Genomic DNA, 20,945 nt, shown 5'->3' on the forward strand with positions numbered 1-20,945 from the left:
TGTGGTGAATCTTATTCGTTTCTGATTCGGGCTTCTTATTTTAGAAATGCCATTACGTTCTTCTCGATACGTTCAGCGATGTTGCTGGTATCTTCTTTAACGAATTTCTCACCAGTGATGTTTTCGAATAATTCAATATAACGCTCGCTGATACTTTCTACGATGGCAGGAGTCATTTCAGGAACTTTCTGTCCTTCTTTACCCTGAAATCCGTTTTCCATTAACCACTCACGCACAAATTCTTTGGAGAGTTGCTTTTGGGCTTCACCTTTTTCGAAACGTTCCTGGTAACCGTCGGCATAGAAGTAACGGCTTGAGTCCGGAGTGTGGATTTCGTCCATCAGGTAGATGGTACCGTTGTGTTTACCAAATTCATATTTGGTGTCTACCAAAATCAAACCGCGTTCTGCTGCAATTTCAGTTCCGCGTTTGAACAGGGCCAATGTATATTTTTCAAGTGTAGCATATTCTTCCGGAGTAGCCAATCCCTGGGCCAGAATCTCTTCTTTGGAGATGTCTTCATCATGCAGTCCCATTTCTGCTTTTGTGGTTGGAGTCACGATGGGTTCGGGGAACTTCTGGTTTTCTTTCATACCTTCAGGAAGTTTTACGCCACAGATTTCGCGTACACCGCTTTTGTAGGCACGCCATGCGCTTCCGCAAAGATAACCGCGCACGATCATTTCTACCGGGAAACCTTCACAAAGCACTCCTACTGTAACCATTGGATCCGGGGTTGCGACTTTCCAGTTCGGACAGATGTCTGTTGTGGCATCCAGAAATTTAGCTGCAATCTGATTCAGCATTTGTCCTTTATAAGGGATGCCTTCGGGTAATACTACATCAAAGGCCGAGATACGGTCGGTAGCTACCATTACGAGTTGTTCGCCATTGATGTTGTACACATCACGTACTTTTCCGTGGTACACGCTTTTCTGTCCCGGAAAGTTGAAATCTGTTTTTGTTAATGCTTTCATACTTCTATATAATTATGAATTACAAATTACCAACGTTTTGCCGTTCTTTGCTTATGGTGAGCCGCTCGCCGTTTAACTTTTCCCGTTCGATTTTCTTTTCTTTGTCGAACTTTTCGTAAGCGTCTACAATCCGTTCTACCAGCTTATGGCGCACTATGTCTTTTTTATTCAGTTCAACAAAACTGATTCCTTTGACTCCTTTTAGAATGCGCAATGCCTGCACCAACCCCGATGTTTGTGAAGCCGGAAGGTCTATCTGGGTCATATCTCCGGTGATGATCATCTTGGTATTCATTCCCATACGGGTGAGGAACATTTTAATTTGCTGCGTGGTAGTATTCTGAGCCTCGTCCAGGATTACGACTGCATCATTTAGCGTACGTCCGCGCATAAAGGCTAATGGGGCAATCTGGATGATGTTCAGTTCCATGTATTCCTTTAGTTTGGCAGCTGGAATCATGTCCTGCAAAGCATCATAAAGAGGTTGCAGATACGGGTCTATTTTATCTTTCATATCTCCGGGCAGAAAACCTAACTTTTCACCGGCTTCTACCGCAGGGCGGCTGAGGATAATCTTCTTTATTTCTTTGTTTTTCAGTGCACGAACCGCTAAGGCTATGGCCGTATAGGTCTTGCCCGAACCTGCAGGTCCGATGGCAAATACCATATCGTTCTTGGCAAATCCTTCTACCAGCTTCAATTGATTTTCGCTGCGTGGAATAATGGGTTTTCCCGTGACACTGAATACAATCACATTGCCTGCTTTTTCGGCTTGCGGCGCATTCCCTTTTATAATGTCGATAATGACTTCTTCTTTCAGTGAATTGTATTCGGCGCAATATTTTTCAAGCTTGGTGATGTTTTCTTCGAAAGCGCACATTTCTTCCTCGTCGCCCAGTACTTTAATGACATTGCCTCGGGCAACAATGCGCAGCTTTGGATACAAAGCTTTTATTAATTGTATGTTAGCGTTGTTTACGCCATAAAAGATAACTGGATCGATATCCTCAAGAACTATCAGCTTTTCTATCATTGAATCAATTTAAAGGTTCACGCATACGCTGTGAAATGGACTGCAAATTTAATGAATCGTTCTCATACTTTGCCGATTCTTGCCGAATTAATTTGCGATGCTCTTTCCTGAGAAAGACAATTCCAGTATATTTGTGCCCTCGGAACTTATAAAAAGGCTAATTATGGATTTATCCAACTACAGGTATCTATTTACTATTTCTGTATTTTTATGTTTTACCCCGGTTTTTCTGGCAGGTTGCAAAAAGAAAGATATGTCTCTTAAACTTAACGAACCGCGTAACATCAAGGGAGTGGTAAGTTATAAACGTTCATTCGGGGATTTGAATGATGTGCAGCTAAAAGCGGCCCATACTTGGGGAATTACTCCGTTAGCCTCGCGTGAAGAAGCGGAAAATATGGATGGAAAACTGGTTCACATTACTGATAATGAATTTTATGCAGTGGATTCACTTACTCATTCCATTCCTTATTTAGTACCGCGTGCCAGTGCATTACTCGATACGATTGGAGCGAATTTTTTAGATTCATTGACTGCCAAAGGACTCAATCCGAATAAGATCATTGTTACATCTGTGCTTCGGACAGAGAATGATGTAAAACGTTTGCGTCGCCGGAATGGCAATGCGTCAAAAAACTCATGTCATTTCTACGGAACAACATTCGATGTAAGCTGGAAGCGGTTTAAGAAAGTAGAAGATGAGGAGGGACGTCCTCTTCAGGATGTAAGTGCCGATACCTTAAAGTTAGTGTTGGCTGAAGTGTTGCGTGATGTTCGCAAGGCTGATAAATGTTATATAAAGTATGAACTGAAACAAGGATGTTTTCATATAACAACGAGATAAACGGTAAACTATAAACGATGAACAAAGACTCGCAGAAGTAGCGCAGCCTGTTCATCGTTTATCGTTCATTGTTGTTTACTGTTTTTTATCTTCTTTTTCCTCCTTCTTGTCTTTTTCTTCCGGGTGAATAATGTTTTTAACCGTTTCTCCGATAGGCAGTTTGTCCAATACTCCTAAACTTGGTGCGACAGTTTTTACCAATGTGTTCAAGAAATTGCTTGTGCCTCCATTACCTCCGTCGAATACAGTGATATTGCCTAAGTTCATATGTTCGAAGGCTTTTACCTGTTCGCCTGCTATTTCTTTCCACTGATCTACCATCTTGTATTGAATAGCAATAGCCGGATTTGATTCGGCAGCTTTCACCATGGCTTCGAAACCTTCTGCTTCTGCCAGTAACGAGCGTTTTTTACCTTCTGCTTCTGCTTCGAGTTTCAGTTGAATCGCTTTTGCCTCTGCCTCTGCCTGTGCCAGTGTTGCTTTGGCACGGGCTTCTGCTTCACGGGTGATTTTTTCGGCTACGGCTTCTGCTTGCAGAATAGCTTCTTGGCGGGCAACTTCTGCCGGTACTATTTTTTCTGCTTTCAGAGATGATTCTACTTTTCGTGCTTTTGCCTCTTCCACTTCTTTTTGAGCGATTTCTTTAGCTGTCTGTACGGCTGCTTCCGATTTGGCTGCAGCTTCACCGGCTTGTTTGTCGGCATTGGCTTGGGTTACGGCCAGTTCGGAGTTAGACAACGCGATTTCTTTTTGTGCTTCGTTTCGTCCGATGGCAGCTTTCTTTTGTGCTTCAGCTTGTTTGATCTCCATGTCGGAGTTCAACTCTGCAATGCGGCTTTCCTTTTCGGTATTGGCCTGCTCTATCCGGATATTCTTTTCTGCTTCTGCTTTAGCCACTTGCGATTCTTTTTCCGCATTGGCGATAGCTACCTGGGAGATACGGTCTTTATCGGCATTGGCTACGGAGATTTCTTGCAGCTTTTTGGTTTCCGCAATGGCGATATCTTGATCTTTACGAGTCTCCGCCACTTTGGTTTCACGTTCTTTAATCTGGTTGGCAATTTTGATAGCACCCAGTTTTTCCTGTTCTTCAATATTGGCTTGTGCCTCGTTTTGAGCTTTACTTTCCGCTTCTTTTCCTAAATTGACGATATAATTGGCAGCATCGCGAATATCGCTGATGTTAATATTCATCAGGTACAAACCGAATTTGCGGAGTTCTGTATCAATGTTATCTTTTACTTTAGAGAGAAATTTATCACGGTCGGAGTTCAACTCCTCAATTGTCATGTCGGCAATAACCAGACGCATCTGTCCGTAAACCACATCTGTTATCAGATTTTGTTTATCGTCCATGGTCAGCCCCAGCATACGTTCGGCAGCATTTTGCATGACTTCGGGATCCGTACTGATAGCTACTGTAATGGTAGTCGGCACATCTACACGAATATTCTGGGCGGAAAGTGCTCCTGTCAGTTTACAGTCTATCTGCATCGGTTTCATCGACAGGAATTCATATCCCTGTACGATAGGCCATACGAAAGCGGCACCACCGTGATATAGTTTTGCAGACTTTTTATCTCCGCCTGTTTTACCATATACTACTAATACTTCGTCACTTTTACATTTCCGGTAGCGTGAAAGGATACCGATAAATGTAATTAAGATTACCGCCACGAGTATGGCAGCCATAATCATCATTTCCTGGGTCATAGTTCTCTTTTTTGAGTTTTTAATTATTGGATATATAAAGTTCCGTCCTTGTAGGAGGTGATCGTTGCTTTATCTCCGGTTTGATAGGGTTTACCTGATTCCGTGATAACATCAATTTCTCTCATGGCCCCATCCCGGCTGACTTGTACGGTATACTTTTTTTCGTTCTGTTTGAAGTAAATGGTACATTCTCTTCCTACTAATTGTTCTGTTTTCTCCGAGTGATTGGTCTGTTGCAGCTGGTAGGCTTTCTTATATAAAAACCAGACGGCAAATACAAATATCAGTCCGATGACAAATCCAGTCAGGTAAGTCTGTATTTCGGTGTTGTGCTGCAGATACATATACCAGCCGAATCCGATACCGAAGTGGGTCAATCCTTTAAAGGAAACTACACTGCTGATATCAGTGTCGATGTCCGTATCTGCGTCGAAATCACCAAAAAAAACGGATAGGATGAATTGTACTGCAAAAATGCCTGTCGTGACAATAGCAATGGTTAGGAAAATATTACTACTCATGGCAATAGGTGTTTAATGGATCATTTTATAGATATAGTCCCCAAATATACATCTTTGGTTTTTATATGCAAAGGTAAACTAACAAAAAAATGGAAGAATCGGAAAATGAATGTATATTTGTACCCTAATTATTAAACAGAAATTGAAAAAACTATGAAGACAATCCTACTCTTTACTCTGAGTCTGCTGCTCTCTTTATCCGTGTCGGATGTTTGTGCACAAGAACGTGTTTACGACATTTCCCAGTTTGGCTTGAAAGCCAATAGTAAGAAAAACGCATCACCTGTTGTGCGTAAGGCCATAGCTAAGATTAAAGCTGAATGCCGTAATGGTGAAGAAGTGGTACTTCGTTTTCCTGCCGGACGCTACAATTTCCATGAAAACGGTTCGGATGTACGCGAATATTATATATCCAATCACGATCAGGACAATCCCAAAAAGGTGGGCATTGCCTTGGAAGATATGAAGAACCTGACTATTGACGGACAAGGTTCCGAGTTTGTATTTTATGGAAGGATGATTCCGGTTTCTTTGCTCCGTTCGGAGAATTGTGTACTGAAGAACTTCAGTATTGATTTTGAACAGCCTCATATTGCTCAGGTGCAAGTGATAGAGAATGATCCGGAAAAAGGAATCACTTTTGAACCTGCATCGTGGGTGGATTATCGTATAAGTAAGGATTCTGTATTTGAAGGACTGGGTGAAGGCTGGACAATGCGATACTCTTGGGGAATTGCTTTCGATGGTAAAACAAAACATGTCGTATACAACACCAGTGATATCGGTTGTCCTACCAAAGGAGCTTTCGAAGTGGCTCCCCGCCGTATCTGTTCTCCGAAATGGAAAGATGCGCGTCTGGTGCCTGGCACGGTAGTGGCCATGCGTGGATGGGGACGTCCTACTCCCGGTATTTTCATGTCACATGACATTAATACTTCTTTGCTTAATGTTAAAGTGCATTATGCCGAAGGCATGGGACTTTTGGCACAGCTTTGCGAAGATATTACACTCGATGGTTTCGGGGTTTGTCTGAAAGGCGATAATGATCCTCGTTATTTCACAACGCAGGCAGATGCCACTCACTTCTCCGGATGTAAGGGAAAGATTATTTCGAAGAATGGCCTGTACGAAGGAATGATGGATGACGCCATTAATGTACACGGAACTTATCTGAAAGTAATCAAGCGGGTAGATGATCATACGTTGATAGGACGCTATATGCACGATCAGTCCTGGGGGTTCGAATGGGGACGTCCGGGGGATGATGTTCAGTTTGTACGTTCTGAAACGATGGAGCTGATTGGCAATCAAAACCAGATTACTGCAATTCGTCCTTATGATAAAAATGAAATATCGGGAGCCCGTGAGTTCAACATTACTTTTAAAGATCCTATTGATCCGACTATCAATGAAAAAAGTGGTTTTGGGATTGAAAACCTGACATGGACTCCTGAAGTGCTGTTTGCCGGCAATACGATTCGCAATAACCGTGCTCGCGGTACACTGTTCAGCACTCCTAAAAAAACAGTGGTAGAAGACAATCTGTTTGATCATACCTCCGGTACGGCTATTTTATTGTGTGGCGATTGCAATGGCTGGTTCGAGACAGGTGCTTGTCGTGATGTTACCATTCGCCGCAATCGTTTTATCAATGCGCTTACCAACATGTTCCAGTTTACCAATGCAATTATCTCTATTTATCCTGAAATACCTAATTTGAAAGATCAACAGAAGTATTTTCATGGTGGTAAAGACGGAGGTATTGTGATTGAGAACAATGAATTCGATACATTTGATGCACCGATTCTTTATGCAAAGTCAGTAGACGGGTTGATATTTCGCAACAATGTGATTAAAACCAATACAGAATTTAAGCCTTTCCACTGGAATAAAAACCGTTTCTTGCTTGAACGGGTGACAAACGTGAAGATTTCAGAGTGAAGTCGGGACTCTGTAAAATACTTATAAACGTATGAAGAGAATTTTATTATCCCTTTTAATCTGTTTCCCTATATTCCTTTGGGCGCAGGAAGACAATAGTAAATATTTGGCTGGTGCAGTGCCGGTTGTTAATGGAAAGGTCATCTTTACAGAACAGATTCAGGCTCCCGGGTTATCAAAACAACAAGTTTATGATGTCTTGTTGAAGTGGGCCGAGAAACGTTTTGCACCTTCAAAAGGACAAAAGGGCAGAGTTGCCTATTTTGATAAGGAAAGAGGGCAGATTGCATGTCTGGGTGAAGAATATCTTCAACTATCTGCAACCAACAGTTTCTTTTTGGATCGTGCTACCATCAAATATCGATTGGTGATGAACTGTCTGGATGGATCTTGCAAGATGGAGATGTACAACATTTCTTATTTTCATGGTGACAATAAAGAAATGGAGGCCGAAGACTGGATAACAGATGAGGCGGGATTGAATAAAGCCAAAACAAAAGTGGTTGCCAAGTATGGAAAACTCCGTATCAAAACAATCGATCTGTTTGATGACCTGACGGAAAAGGCAGCGAAGGCGTTGGGAGGAACGGAGGTGCTGGTTCCCCTCATAGCCAAAGAACCGAAAGTTGTTCCGGGAGAGTTTAGCCGGGAAATTCCGGGGGGTGCTGCGGACGGTTCCATGGCAGGCTACAGACGCATCTCTGCGGATAAGATCCCGGGCAATATCATTAAGATGCTTTCTGAGGACTGGATGCTGATTACAGCCGGTACGGAAGAAAAATATAACATGATGACGGCAAGTTGGGGCGGATTGGGATATCTTTATAATAAACCGGTTTCGTTTTGTTTCATTTATCCTACGCGTTATACTTATCAGTTGATGGAAAAGAATGACACATATACTATCAGCTTTTATACGGAAGCTTATCGGGATGCTCTGAAATATTGTGGAAGCCATAGTGGAGGTGATACTGATAAGGTGAAAGGCGCCGGACTGACTCCTCTCACTACTCCTTCGGGCAGTAAAGCTTTCTCGGAAGCATGGATGATTATAGAATGCAAAAAAATGCTCTCCCAGCCGATTGCTTCTGGTGCTTTTGATAGTCCGGAATTGAAAGGAGAATGGAAGGATAAACCTTTGCACAAGATGTATATCGGTGAGATAATCAATGTGTGGATCAAGTAAAGCAATTAATTATTGATAAGTATCAATCCCTACTTTTCAATTAAAGCAGTATCTTTGCACGCAAAAACCAAGTGAACGGAATGAGCGTGCAAAGATATTTTATTTATTTGGCCTATGATGGCACCCATTATCATGGATGGCAGATTCAGCCTAACGGTATCAGTATACAGGAATGCCTGATGAAGGCACTTGCCACTTTTTTACGGAGAGATACGGAAGTGATTGGGGCGGGACGGACAGATGCCGGGGTACATGCTTCGCTGATGGTTGCCCACTTCGATTACGAAGGAGAGATGCTGGATACGGATAAGGTAGCCGAGAAGTTGAATCGTCTTTTACCTCAGGATATTTCAGTCTATAAAGTTTGCCGGGTAAGGCCGGACGCACATGCGCGGTTTGATGCGACAGCCCGTACTTATAAATATTATATCACTACCGTAAAGTATCCTTTTAATCGCCAGTATCGTTACCGGATACACAATCCGCTCGACTTTCAGAAGATGAATGAGGCCGCTCTGACCTTGTTTCATTATACGGATTTTACCAGTTTCAGTAAATTGCATACGGATGTAAAGACCAACATCTGCAAGATTATGCATGCCGAATGGACACAGGAGGATGAATATACCTGGGTGTTTACCATTCAGGCGGACCGTTTCCTGCGCAACATGGTGCGTGCCATCGTCGGTACTTTATTGGAAGTAGGCAGAGGTAAGTTGTCGGTAGATGGCTTCCGTAGAATAATCGAGCAACAAGACCGTTGTAAAGCCGGAACCTCTGCTCCCGGCAATGCGCTTTTCCTGGTGAATGTAGAATATCCTCAAGATATATTTGAATGAGTTCTTTTTAAATAAACTCTGTTATGTGGTTACTCCTTGCTTTTCTTTCAGCGACCTTGCTGGGCTTCTATGATGTGTTTAAAAAGAAGTCGTTAAAGGACAATGCGGTTCTGCCTGTCTTGTTTCTCAATACGCTCTTTTCCAGTCTTATATTCCTGCCTTTCATCTTGTTGTCGGCATTTGTCCCCGGAGTGCTGGAGGGTACTATGTTCGATGTTCCCGTCGTCGGGTGGGAAGTACACAAATTTATCATTATCAAGTCTTTTATCGTACTTTCTTCGTGGATACTTGGCTATTTCGGGATGAAACATTTGCCTATTACGATTGTAGGTCCCATTAATGCAACCCGCCCTGTAATGGTGCTTGTGGGAGCCATGCTGGTTTTTGGCGAGCGTCTGAATCTCTATCAGTGGATCGGTGTGTTGCTGGCTGTAGTTTCTTTCTTTATGCTAAGCCGTTCGGGGAAGAAAGAAGGGATTGACTTTAAACATAACAAGTGGATTCTTTTTATTGTGTTGGCAGCCGTAGCAGGTGCGGTAAGCGGATTGTATGATAAGTATCTGATGAAGCAGTTGCCCCCGATGGTGGTACAGTCGTGGTATAATGTCTATCAGGTGTTCATCATGTGTCCTATCCTTGCCTTGCTCTGGTGGCCCAAACGTAAGTCGTCCACACCCTTCCGCTGGGACTGGGCCATCATCTTTATTTCCATTTTCCTCTGCGCTGCGGACTTTGTTTACTTCTATGCATTGAGTTACGAAGATTCGATGATTTCGATTGTCTCGATGGTTCGGAGAGGAAGCGTCATCGTATCTTTCCTTTTCGGTGCTATGATGTTCCGTGAAAAGAATTTAAAAAGCAAGGCGATTGACCTTATTCTGGTGTTAATCGGAATGATATTCCTATATTTGGGAACTAAATAAGAACGTAAAGAAACAAGATTATCAGATATGAAAAATTCTACTCTTACCCTCCTGGTATTTATTCTGGGTATTTTTTCTTCCTTTGCTGTCAAAGCGCAGGAGGCCAAAACGGTGTTCGTGAATATACCTGACTCACTGTGTCCGTTGCTGACATCGGTGAACCGTGCAGATTGTATCGATTTCATCGAAAGTAAGATGAAGGCCCAGGTGACCAACCGTTTCGGGGGTAAGTCGGAAATGACGGAATTAAGTCCCGATTATATATCTCTTAAAATGTCTGATGCGAGCAGTTGGCAGATGAAACTGTTACCGCTGAACGATAGTGTAAAAGTGGTCTGTGCTGTTTCTACAGTTTGTGCTCCGGCATGCGACAGTCATATCCGCTTCTATACCACCGATTGGAAAGAACTTCCTGCCGATGGGTTTCTGCCTTCAGAGCCTCATATAGATAATTTCTTTACTTCTTCCGACTCTACTGATTACGATTTTATCGATGCCCGTCTGCAAGCCGATATGACTTTGATGAAGGCGGAGCTTTCTAAAGAGGATGAGACGTTGACTTTTACTCTGACTACTCCGGAGTATATGGAAAAAGAAACGGCGGAAAAACTGAAACCGTTTCTCCGCCGTTCAATTGTTTACACCTGGAAAGGTGGGAAGTTTATCCCAGACACTCTTTGATGTATGCCTCCATTTCGGGAGTATGTTCTTCTACGCTTTGCAATAGCTTGAATTGTGCTTTTGTACGAACCAGATTATGTTCGGGATACTTAATCTTGTAATAAGTGTCTCCGTTGATGTAGTCTGCCAGGAAGCGTACACATTGCATATAAGGGAAGAGAGCTGCTGCATAAGGCAGATTCTCAATCTCGATCGGAGTGAGGAATGAACCGGCTCCTTCCAGATATCCCTTGGTGAATGCTTTGAATATCTCCATGTTGAAGTTGACATTATCCAGGTTTTTATCGTCTTCGTCTCCGGTATTGGCTCCTGTACGCAGGAAATCACCGTAGTCAGAGAAGATAAAGCTTGGCATTACTGTATCGAGGTCGATTACACAAAGCACTTTGCCATCTTCGTCGAACATCATATTGTTCACTTTCGTATCGCAGTGGCATACGCGTTTCGGCAGTTTGCCTTCACGATACAGGCGTTCGGCCTTGCACATTTCGTCTGCACGTTTCTCTATTTCGTCCAGATAATACTGTACTTCAGTTACTCGTCCGGCTGCATTGGCTGCTACAGCTTCACGAAGTTGCTTCAGGCGGAATTCCATGTTATGGAAATCGGGGATAGTCTCACCCAGTGTTGTCGGGATGTCAGCCAGCATTGCCTGGAAGTTACCGAAAGCAGCTCCGGCATAATATGAATATTCCGGGTTTACTGTTTCATAAGTTTTGGCACGGGGGATGAATACCATCACACGCCAGTAGCTGTCACCGTCGAACCAGTATGTTTTGCCTTCTTCTGTCGGGAGGAAAGTCAGTACCTTGCGGTCAATATCTGTTTCTCCGGCTTCCGTCAGTTTTTTGCGGATGTGTCCGGTTACAGCAGCGATGTTGTCCTGAAGCATTTCCACATTCTGGAAAATGGCGTGGTTGATACGTTGCAACACATAGTCGGGAGCATCTGTTTCGGTAGTGTTTACCTTATAAGTGTCGTTAATCAGTCCGGCGCCGAGTGGTTTGATTTCGCTTACAGTGCCTTGTACTTTGAATTTAGATACGATGTTCAGTAAATCTTTCATGGTTTCTATTTTTAAGTTAGTTTATCTTGGTACGATTGTAAATCCCCATTTGTATTCCTGGTTTGCCGGAATGTTGTAGCCCGGTTCGGGACGTGCACCCCAGCTGTTATATCCGGCCACACCCTGCTGCTTCATATCCACACATACCTCAACGAAGTTTCTCGGTGAGATATCGTTGATATGTGTCTTTCTCGGCAACTGATCTTTGGCTTTGCTTTCATCGTGAACCAGTTCACCGGCATCACGGTTCAGCCATTGATACGGACGTGATACGGTTTCTTCTCCGTCAAAATCCTCTACCGAATTGCGCAGTGCATTGAAGCCGATTGTTTTGTCTGCATAGATCGTCAGTCCCTTACCGCCTTTTTTATTCAGGGTCAGCCAACGGGTGTCGGTATGATGGCCGTTTTCCTGCGGACGTACGTATGGGAAGTACATATTGTCGGCGGTTGTTTTATAGAGGTCGATCAGAGTACCGGCATTACGGTCCACATAGTTTTCCTCCGGTCCGCGTCCGAAGTATTCTACCTGGTTCATTTCTGCAGGCAGACGGAAGCGTACACCGATACGGGGTACTTCCAGTTTAGAAGCAGCCTTGCGCGCCGCATCGCTTCCCGGAGTGAAAGTAGCCATCAGCGTTGCCTCGGAGGCTTCGGTCTTGGCAGCTTCCATATCGGTAGAAGTGAAAGTGAAATCAGCCTTTACTACACCCGAAGGATGGATGCGGTATGTAACAATGTAAAGGTTACCGGCAGCCAGCAGATAGTTGGCGGTCAATACGGCATCTTTGCCGTCCATTACTATGTTGGCGTCTACTACATTGAAGTTTTTGCTCGATTGTTTCCATACTTGCAGGCGTTTGGGGTTACCGTTGCCATAGTCGTTATCGTTCGGTGCACGCCAGAAGTTAGGCTGAAGTCCGAAACCATCTTTAAAGTATTCGGTTCCGCCTACTTTATATGAAGAAACCAAGCCGGTTTTCTTATCAAATACGAAGCTTACCTTTGAAGAGGAAGCACTCAGTTCGTTGCCTTCTGCCGATACTTTCAGAGTTGGACCACCGGTAGCGAAAGTACGTTCACTCGGTTCAACCGGCAGGCGGAACTGTTCGTATGCAATTTCGTGTCCAACCGGAATTAACGGCTCCGGTTCAGTCGTAGTTACGTTGAAGTATATGAAGTATTCGGTTCCCGGTTTCGATTTCAGTCCGCTTACCGGAATAGTAATTTCTTTACTTCCCTGTGGCTCTACATTGACTGACATTTTACCACCTTTCACCGTTTTTCCGTTTGCTTTAATGGTATACGAGATCATATACTTCTGCAGGTTTGTGAAGTAGAAACGATTCTTAACCAGGAATTTTCCATTGGCCGGATCCACCGGTTCGAAAGCTACGTTCTGATGAACATACTTCACTTCAGCCATTGCCGGATGCGGTGTACGGTCCGGACTAACGATACCATTGCAGCAGAAGTTACCGTCGTTCGGCGTATTTACACCATAGTCACCACCGTATGTCCAGAAGTGACGTCCGTTCTCGTCTACTGCGTCAATGCCCTGATCCACCCAGTCCCAGATGTATCCACCCTGCAAGTTCGGATATTTATAGATTGCTTTCCATTGATCCCAGAGGTTACCGTTCGAGTTACCCATTGCGTGTGAATATTCGGAAGGGGCTATCGGACGGTCGCTGCCGCGTTTACCCATAGCTTCGAGCCACTGTGCTCCCGGATATTGCGGAACGTACATATCGGAGTTCCATTCCCACTGGGCGCGTTCGTAGTTTACCGGACGGTCCATGATGTTTTTATCGGCATCCTTCAACCAAAGGTAGGTCTGATAGAAGTTGTAACCGTTACCGGCTTCATTACCCAGTGACCAGAAAGTCAGACTCGGATAGTTCTTGTTACGTTCGAACATGTTGATCGTGCGGTCCATATGTGCTTTCAGCCATTCGGGGTTGTTTCCTAACGTACCACCTTTTTTCAGGTCGTAGTACATGCCGTGGCTTTCGATGTTTGCTTCATCATATATATAAAGTCCGTATTCGTCGCATAACTCATAGAAGCGGCGGTCCTGCGGATAATGGCATAGGCGGACCGTATTCAGGTTATGTTGTTTCATCAATTCGAAATCTTTGCGCATCAGCTCTTCGGTCATATAGTGACCGGTAGCCGGATTGTGTTCGTGGATGTTTACTCCCTTCAGTTTCAGCGGCTGGCCATTGATAAAGAGGCATACATAAGGCTTTCCGTTACCCGCCAGTTGCTCGATCGGTTTGATTTCGATACGGCGGAAACCCACGTTAAACGGAATGATTTCGTTCACTTTACCGTTTTCTTTCACGGTCATCACCAGCTTGTAAAGATTAGGAGCTTCCGAAGTCCAGGTTTTGACTCCCGGGAGTGTCTGGTCGAAAGATACTGTGCGGGTTTCTCCGGCAGCTACATCAGCAGTTTTTTCTCCGGTGGCTACTACGTTACCTTTGGCATCGAGCAATTCGTATACCAGAGCCATGTTGCTGGCAGCCGAACCGTTATTTCTCAGGTCTGCACCCAGTTTGAAGATACCGTCTTTGTATGTATCGTCCAGGGTCGATGTCACGCGGAAGTCTTTCAACGCGGCTTTAGGTTGTGAATAGAGGAAAACATCACGTTCGATGCCGCTGATACGCCAGAAGTCCTGGCATTCTAGATAAGACCCGGTACTCCAACGGTAAATCTTTAAAGTAAGTACATTTTTGCCGGGTTTCACGAATTTGTTGATCAGGAACTCCGCAGAGTTTTTGGAATCTTCGCTATAACCCACTTCCTGCCCGTTGATGTACACGTATACACCCGATTTGGCACCGGCCAGGTGAAGATAAATATCACGTCCGTCCCAATCGGCGGGGATATCGATGTCGCGACGGTACACACCTACCGGATTGGCCTCCGGTAGAGTCGGAGGTTGTGGGTTACGGGGCTGGAATTCATAACCGTGATTGGTATAGATAGCCACGCCATGGCCCTGTACTTCCCAGTTGCCCGGTACTTTTATATCTGTCCAGTCGGCTGTGCTCACCGAAGGGTCGGTGATGTTGGCCGGCAGATTCTTGTATGAATCTACAAAGTAGAACTTCCAGGTTCCGTTCAGAAGTTGATAATATTTGCTTTTTTCGAACTTTCCGGTCAAGGCGTTTGCACGGTTTTCGTAGGTCATAAATGAAGAACGGGGGTATTCTTTATTTACGGCTACTACCTGTACGTCTTGCCAGTAAGGCTTCTTCGGTTCATTGCCGGCCGAAGCAAAAGCGGAGGCCATCAGGAGGCCACCCAGCATAAGGCTATTTAAGGTATGAGATAGTCTTAATTTCATGTTTCGAGGGTATTAGAATGATAATTTATTTAACTTTTATATGATCAAAGCCTTCTCCGTATACACCGATCACTGCGCTTTGCGAAACAAAAGCAGTCGGATCACAGTCTTTTATCAACCGGAAGATAATGGTTGATTCCCGTTTCTTGGCCAGGACGAACATCATCTTCTGCTCTTTGCCGGTATAGAACCCGGTTGCATTGATGACGGTTACTCCCCGGTGTGGATATTCGTTGATGCGTTTGCCTATTTCTTCGTACTTGTTGGAGATAATGAAGAATTGTACGGATTGTCGTGCACTGTTCACCACCTGGTCCAGCACAAAGCTGCAAACATAAAGAGTCACATATCCGTAAACTACCTTTTCCCAGTCTTTCAATACAAAGTAGCTGGAGGAGATGATGATCAGGTCACAGATCAGCATGACTCTTCCCAGAGTGATGTCGCGGTATTTGTTGATAACAGCCGCAATGATATCTGTTCCTCCGGTACTTCCGTTGGCCGAGAAAGCAATACCGATGCCACTTCCGCAAAAAGAGGCACCCAACACACAAGCCATGAACGGCTGGTCGTGTAGTAAGGTTACGTTCGCCGTTAATTTTTGGATGATAGACAGGAAGAAGGTTAAAGTGAATACACCGAATATGGTTTTGAGACTGAATCGAAATCCCAGCACTTTGAGGGATACCATCAGCAATACGGCATTGATGGCGAAGTAAGTGTATTGAACCGGAAATCCGGTAGCGAAATAAACAATAGAGGCAATGCCCGGCACTCCACCGGTGGTGATGTCGTTAGGAAGCAGGAAGAGAGTCCAACCGATGCCGTAAAGGATCATTCCCAAGGCAATCATTAAGTAGTCTTTCGTTTCTCTGATTACTCCCTGTTTAGAGGGCTTTGATATTTTCATCTTCATGGATGGGTTGTGTAGTCTTATAATCGGACACGGATTTCATGAACCGGCCGGCATTGCGTAGCGAACTACTTGCCGGAGGACTCGTGAAACCCGTGTCAAAAAGAGGTTTTATTATTTTGCGAAAGCGTGTCTGTAACCTTTCACCTTGTTCCATGCTCCACGAGTGAAGTCAGGGATAGCTACCGGTGCAGAGCTGTTTTCGATAGAAAGCTTGGTCAGGTCGGCCATGCAGCACCATTCTGCAAGGTCATAAACGTCCATATCCAAAGGAAGACCGTTGCGCAGACAGTAAACCAGACGGTAATCCATGATGTAGTCCATACCACCGTGTCCACCTACTTTTTTAGCTGTTTCTTCCAGTTCTTTGTGGATCGGGTGTTTGTATTTATCCATCAGGGCTTTTTTAACGTCAGCGGGTACAGAGCCGTGTGCGTTCAGCTTTTCGTGGTTAGGTACGTCGTTTGAAGCGATCTGAGTCGGACGCATGCAGTATTCTTCGATAGGATATTTGCTTGCATAACCGTCGGCACCTACTACCTGATACATACGGCTGTAAGGACGCGGAGTCATTACGTTGTGCTGAATCAGGATCGTTTTACCTTTTTCCGTACGGATCAGTGTAGAAGTCTGGTCACCGTTCTGGAAATCTTTTACTTCTTTGCCGGTTGTTTTTTTGATGTATGCCGGACCGTTGACAGCCTTTGTATCCATAGATACGAGGTAGTTCATTTTGTCACCACGGTGAATGTCGAGCAGCTGGCAAGCCGGGCCCATACCGTGAGTGGCATATACATCGCCACGATGATTCTGATTGTAATCCATACGCCAGTTGTTCCAGTAGTATGGCCAGAAGTCTTCGAGGTTGTGGATGTAAGCACCTTCTGTGTGAAGCACTTCACCGAATACGCCTTGCTGAGCCATGTTCAGTGTAGTCAGTTCGAAGAAGTCATATACACAGTTTTCAAGCTGCATACAGTGTTTACGAGTTTTTTCAGAGGTATTGATCAGCGCCCAGATTTCGTCCATGGTCATTGCCGAAGGAACTTCGATGGCAACGTGCTTGCCGTGTTCCATGGCGTAGATAGCCATCTGTGCGTGATGTTTCCAGTCAGTCGCGATGTAAACGAGGTCGATATCGTTACGTTCGCAAAGTTTTTTCCAGGCATCTTCGCTACCGGAGTAAGAAGCTGCTTCAGGCAGGCTTGCCTTGGTCAGGATTTTCTGTGCACCGGCTACGCGTTCGGGGATAAGGTCGCAAAGGGCTACGATCTGTGTTCCGGGGATGTGAGTGAAGCGTTCTACTGCACCCGGTCCACGCATACCCAAGCCAATGAATCCGACACGTACCACGTCGAGTTTAGGAGCAGTCAGTCCGACTACGTCTTTTTGTCCGGCGGGACGTACAGGCACTGGAGTCTCGATAGGCTTGATGGTTTGTGCTACTGCACCCGAAGTGCAAGCAAACAATGCAAGTCCGATAAACAGGGCATTTAGATGTTTAAACATGTTTGATAAGATTTGATTAGTTAATAAAATTGTTGTTAATAATAGTGTTTCATTTCTCGTGCAAAGATAAGAATACTTTTCACAACTCTTATCTTTTATACGATTAAAACGTTCTCTGTTACATCTTTAATTCATAGATATTCCGGTTGTTATTATAACAGGATAAATCCTGTCAGCCTGCAGAGACGGTCACTTCCGTTGTTGAATGGAAGATGCCATCTCTGCAGCAGGCTGGTTTTGCTTTCTGCAAAATCCTGGTAATGTCATCTTTTACAAGTTGTTTGAACCCGGTAGTGCAATGTTTTTCCGGGGTATATAATGCAGCGTGTAGTGTGTTGTGGGTTGCAACTCTTTTATTCATTCTTCTGTTTCTTTGTTATGAGATTCTTTTCTTTCGTTTGGTTGCTCGAGCAATGATTTACTTTTTGATATACGTTATAAATACACATCATTGGGGAGTGACCCTCTGTGTTATAGCTTAATTTTATAATATTTTAATAAATGATAAACCTTAAAGCCGCTTTTTACTTTTGAAAGCAGAATATTCTGAATAGTATGATTCTGATAGTATATCCTGTCTTTTGTTGACTTGCAATCGGTGTGAAATAGTTGAACCGGAGAGCAGAACTGCATATAAAATGAATATGAACCGCAAAAGTATGCGTAGATGGCGTGAATTCTTCTATATATATGCATTGAGGCTTTTAAACTAAGGCTCCGTTTCTAATAAAGGAAGGCGGCGTTGGTTTAAAACCAAGGCTCCGTTTCATTAAAACCGAGGCGGCATTGGGGAGGAAGAGAGCAATCGTTATCCTGATTCGGCTTTCTTTTTATTTTTTAGCCCGGTGCAGGCTACCGTCGTTAGAGTGTCAGAATGTTCCTGTTCGGGGGCATAGCAAGAAATAATGTAATGTTTGGACCGGAAAGGATAGTGCCCTGATCCGAAATCAGCCGAAAGGGTGATAACCTGAAAAAATGTAATCGCCGGAGAGGGTGATATTATTCATCGGAAAGAAGACTACCCGGATATAGCGCAGGCTACACCGGGTAGAAAATACAAAATGATAATAAATATACATTGCTGCCTTCTTGTCAGAATGTATCAGGGCTTCAACTCAATCCATTCGCCTGCCTGAGTATCTATGTTGAGAATATCCGGACCGGACAATGTATAGTTTTTATCCGGTTTCAGTGTGCCGGGGCGGGCTATTTTCAACATGCCGCCTTTCTCCGAATAGATGCGTACACGGGTGATTTCTCCGCCTTCCATCTGTGCATAGACAAGGAATGCACCCATCGCACGCAGTCCTTCGAACGATACATCTTTCCACTCTTCGGGCAGTGCGGGGAAGATGCGTATCGTGCCCGTATGGCTTTGCAACAGCATCTCCTGGATGCCCGATGCGAAAGCAAAGTTACCCTCGAGCGTGAAGGGGCGGTAAGTGAAACGGGATTTGCCGCTTTTGGTCTGGTCACCGTTGGCGTGGAAGGTGTTTTTCAGGCAGAAACATTCAGCAAAGGTTCTCAGGGCCTGTGCCGCACCTTTGCCGTCGAATGCCCGGGCTTTCATATTGGCAAGCCAACTGTACGAATAGCCTGTCCAGTAGTCCGGCCCCACTTCGTCGAGCCGCTTCAGGGTGGCCCGTATGATGTGTTGTGACTTTTCTCCGTCGCTCCAGTCTATCAGTCCCATCGGGTGAATGGCCATGGCATGGGAGAAGTGGCGGTGCGATTCATTGTAAGGATATCCTTTGGCAAAGGTGAGGCAACCTTCTTCATCCACATCGTAGTCCGGCAATTGGGCTTCTAAAGCTGCCCAGTGGGACGACTCGTCTGTCAGATTCAGTTCGTGAGCCAGTTCGGCGGCTGCTTTAAAGAGGAAGTGCATCATTGCCAGGTCGTAGTTGGTCATGTCGCTGAACCATGCTTGCAGGGAGTTGTCGAATACTTCGGGACTTGAACTGAATTCCAGTTTGCGTACTCCTTCGGGGGTGACTTCGGAGACTTGTTCCAGGTAGATTGCCACATCTTTAAGGAAGGGGTAAGCACGTTCTTTGAGGAAGGTGCGGTCTGCCGAATATTTCCAGTGCAGATAGAAGTGCTGTGCCAGCCAGGCAGCCACTGTCTGCGACATGGAGTACTGTATCCATCCCCCCATCGGTTCTCCTGTCAGGGTGCAGACGCCCGGTATGTTCATACCTTCGGTTCCGAAATACTGGCGGGTGTAGCGCTTGTATGTATCCCGCTGGTTCCATAAGGTGTTCAGGTATCCCATGCCTTCCGTCAGGTGATTGCCCGTATAGGCGGGCCAATAGCTCAGCTGTGTGTTGAGGTCGTGGTGATAGTCCCCTTTCCAGGGAGGGAGTTTTCCGTTGTCGGCTGTCCATACGGCTTGCAGGGAGATGGGATAGGAGTGTTCGCGGGTGGTAGAGGCGAATTTATACATTTCGTTCTGGTATTGTTTTTGCAAAATGGAGTCGGGCAGAGTAACGGATGATTGTGCCCAGTACTTGTTCCAATATTCCAGATGTGCCTGATAATCCTGTTTTAATCCACGTTGCAGGGCTGCTTCTGCTTTTTCGGCTGCTTTTTCGCCGGATAGGGAAGAGGTGACGCTCCAAGTACCGTACAGGGTTTCTCCTTCCTGTTTCCAACACACAACTACGTCATACCAGAAGTCTCCGTAGCCTTTCTGGTGATAGGTGATCCGGTTGCCTTCGCGGACTGTCTCTCCTTGCTGGTAGCCCAGTCGGTGGAGATCCTGTCCCGAAACCGGATCGAGGCTGCCGTCCGGTTTCGTTTTATTGTATACGGGGGTAAGGATAGACGGCTCTATCGGAGTTCTTAGGTTACGGAATACAAACCATCCGACCGGTTCGGTGGCATGAACAAAAGTCTGCATCTGTGTTCCGTCTGCCCAGTTCGCTTCGCACAGGGCATTATTCAGATAAAGTCGTACTTGGGTGGGAGCGCCTATCTTTTCCAATGGAAACTCGATTGCGGCTCCGGGGATTTTGGATGGGGCAGGGTTCATGTCATAAGGCCAGTCCAGTTTTTTCTGTACGGGCAGATAGTCTTTTGTGCGGATGTGCTCTTTTACCCAGGAGAAGCGGAAGTTATCTCCCGACAGGCTGTCTACCGGGCGCAAGTCCCATAGATCGGTCCGGTCCAGTGACAGGCGCAGGGAGGAGTCGCGTTGCCATACCAGTGCGCCGACGGTGGCGTTGCCCAGAGGCATCGCTTCGTCCCACGATCGGGCAAGTCCGGTGAATACAAGGTCACTCTCCGAAGGAGTGACCGGGCAGTAGTCGTACGAGCTGCAACTGCCCCACAGACCACAACAAAGTAGCAATAGTAGTTTGATTTTCATAATATTAAAAAAGAATGGTTTACGATGATTTACTTTCAGACTTGTGCTATTATAATGAATACAAAGAGAATA

General features: G+C 45.1%; 15 protein-coding genes. 6 read left to right on the forward strand and 9 right to left on the reverse strand.

Going from position 1 to position 20,945, the window contains the following annotated elements:
* Window positions 1-35 precede the first annotated feature (35 nt).
* Window positions 36-977: a phosphoribosylaminoimidazolesuccinocarboxamide synthase gene (locus DBK98_RS08620; RefSeq protein ID WP_005775645.1), complete on the reverse strand. Its 942-nt coding sequence runs from the start codon at window positions 975-977 to the stop codon at window positions 36-38.
* 19 nt (window positions 978-996) lie between these two features.
* Window positions 997-2,010, reverse strand: a complete 1,014-nt coding sequence (locus DBK98_RS08625) for a PhoH family protein (RefSeq protein ID WP_005810185.1) — start codon at window positions 2,008-2,010, stop codon at window positions 997-999.
* Window positions 2,011-2,173: 163 nt separating this feature from the next.
* Here DBK98_RS08625 and DBK98_RS08630 point away from each other — a divergent pair, with 163 nt between their 5' ends.
* The gene (locus DBK98_RS08630) at window positions 2,174-2,854 is read left to right on the forward strand and encodes a DUF5715 family protein (protein WP_005810183.1); all 681 of its coding nucleotides are present in this window, start codon (window positions 2,174-2,176) and stop codon (window positions 2,852-2,854) included.
* Window positions 2,855-2,929: 75 nt separating this feature from the next.
* Here DBK98_RS08630 and DBK98_RS08635 read toward each other — a convergent pair whose 3' ends face one another.
* Entirely contained in the window at window positions 2,930-4,567 is a 1,638-nt protein-coding gene (locus DBK98_RS08635; RefSeq protein ID WP_005810181.1) for a flotillin family protein, read from the reverse strand.
* A gap of 23 nt (window positions 4,568-4,590) precedes the next feature.
* Entirely contained in the window at window positions 4,591-5,088 is a 498-nt protein-coding gene (locus DBK98_RS08640; RefSeq protein ID WP_005810180.1) for a hypothetical protein, read from the reverse strand.
* A gap of 153 nt (window positions 5,089-5,241) precedes the next feature.
* Between DBK98_RS08640 and glaB the strand changes: the two genes are divergently transcribed.
* From glaB to DBK98_RS08665, 5 genes are all read left to right on the forward strand, one after another.
* The gene (glaB, locus tag DBK98_RS08645; protein WP_005810178.1) at window positions 5,242-7,029 is read left to right on the forward strand and encodes an alpha-1,3-galactosidase; all 1,788 of its coding nucleotides are present in this window, start codon (window positions 5,242-5,244) and stop codon (window positions 7,027-7,029) included.
* Window positions 7,030-7,060: 31 nt separating this feature from the next.
* Window positions 7,061-8,215, forward strand: a complete 1,155-nt coding sequence (locus DBK98_RS08650) for a DUF4468 domain-containing protein (protein ID WP_005810177.1) — start codon at window positions 7,061-7,063, stop codon at window positions 8,213-8,215.
* An 80-nt stretch (window positions 8,216-8,295) separates the two neighbouring features.
* On the forward strand, window positions 8,296-9,054 hold the full coding sequence (truA, locus tag DBK98_RS08655; RefSeq protein WP_005810175.1) for a tRNA pseudouridine(38-40) synthase TruA: 759 nt from the start codon (window positions 8,296-8,298) through the stop codon (window positions 9,052-9,054).
* Window positions 9,055-9,077: 23 nt separating this feature from the next.
* Window positions 9,078-9,977, forward strand: a complete 900-nt coding sequence (locus tag DBK98_RS08660; RefSeq protein WP_005775654.1) for a DMT family transporter — start codon at window positions 9,078-9,080, stop codon at window positions 9,975-9,977.
* A gap of 27 nt (window positions 9,978-10,004) precedes the next feature.
* The gene (locus DBK98_RS08665; RefSeq protein WP_005775655.1) at window positions 10,005-10,658 is read left to right on the forward strand and encodes a DUF3256 family protein; all 654 of its coding nucleotides are present in this window, start codon (window positions 10,005-10,007) and stop codon (window positions 10,656-10,658) included.
* Here DBK98_RS08665 and DBK98_RS08670 read toward each other — a convergent pair.
* The 5 genes from DBK98_RS08670 to DBK98_RS08690 form a co-directional block, all read right to left on the reverse strand.
* Entirely contained in the window at window positions 10,639-11,724 is a 1,086-nt protein-coding gene (locus tag DBK98_RS08670; RefSeq protein WP_005810171.1) for a phosphotransferase enzyme family protein, read from the reverse strand. The two genes, DBK98_RS08665 and DBK98_RS08670, sit on opposite strands and share 20 nt — an antisense overlap.
* A gap of 21 nt (window positions 11,725-11,745) precedes the next feature.
* A complete protein-coding gene (locus DBK98_RS08675; protein ID WP_032537156.1) occupies window positions 11,746-15,081 on the reverse strand; it encodes a glycoside hydrolase family 2 TIM barrel-domain containing protein in 3,336 nt (1,111 codons plus the stop codon).
* Between the two features lie 25 nt (window positions 15,082-15,106).
* Window positions 15,107-15,997, reverse strand: a complete 891-nt coding sequence (locus tag DBK98_RS08680) for a YitT family protein (RefSeq protein ID WP_032531179.1) — start codon at window positions 15,995-15,997, stop codon at window positions 15,107-15,109.
* Between the two features lie 111 nt (window positions 15,998-16,108).
* Complete coding sequence (locus DBK98_RS08685; RefSeq protein ID WP_005775661.1) at window positions 16,109-17,503, reverse strand: Gfo/Idh/MocA family protein; 1,395 nt, start codon at window positions 17,501-17,503, stop codon at window positions 16,109-16,111.
* A 1,102-nt stretch (window positions 17,504-18,605) separates the two neighbouring features.
* Window positions 18,606-20,873, reverse strand: coding sequence for a glycoside hydrolase family 95-like protein (locus DBK98_RS08690; protein ID WP_005810164.1), 2,268 nt, complete (start codon window positions 20,871-20,873; stop codon window positions 18,606-18,608).
* Between the last annotated feature and the right edge of the window lie 72 nt (window positions 20,874-20,945).

The sequence above is a fragment of the Bacteroides sp. PHL 2737 genome (assembly GCF_004115325.2).
Taxonomy (GTDB): Bacteria; Bacteroidota; Bacteroidia; order Bacteroidales; family Bacteroidaceae; genus Bacteroides; species Bacteroides hominis.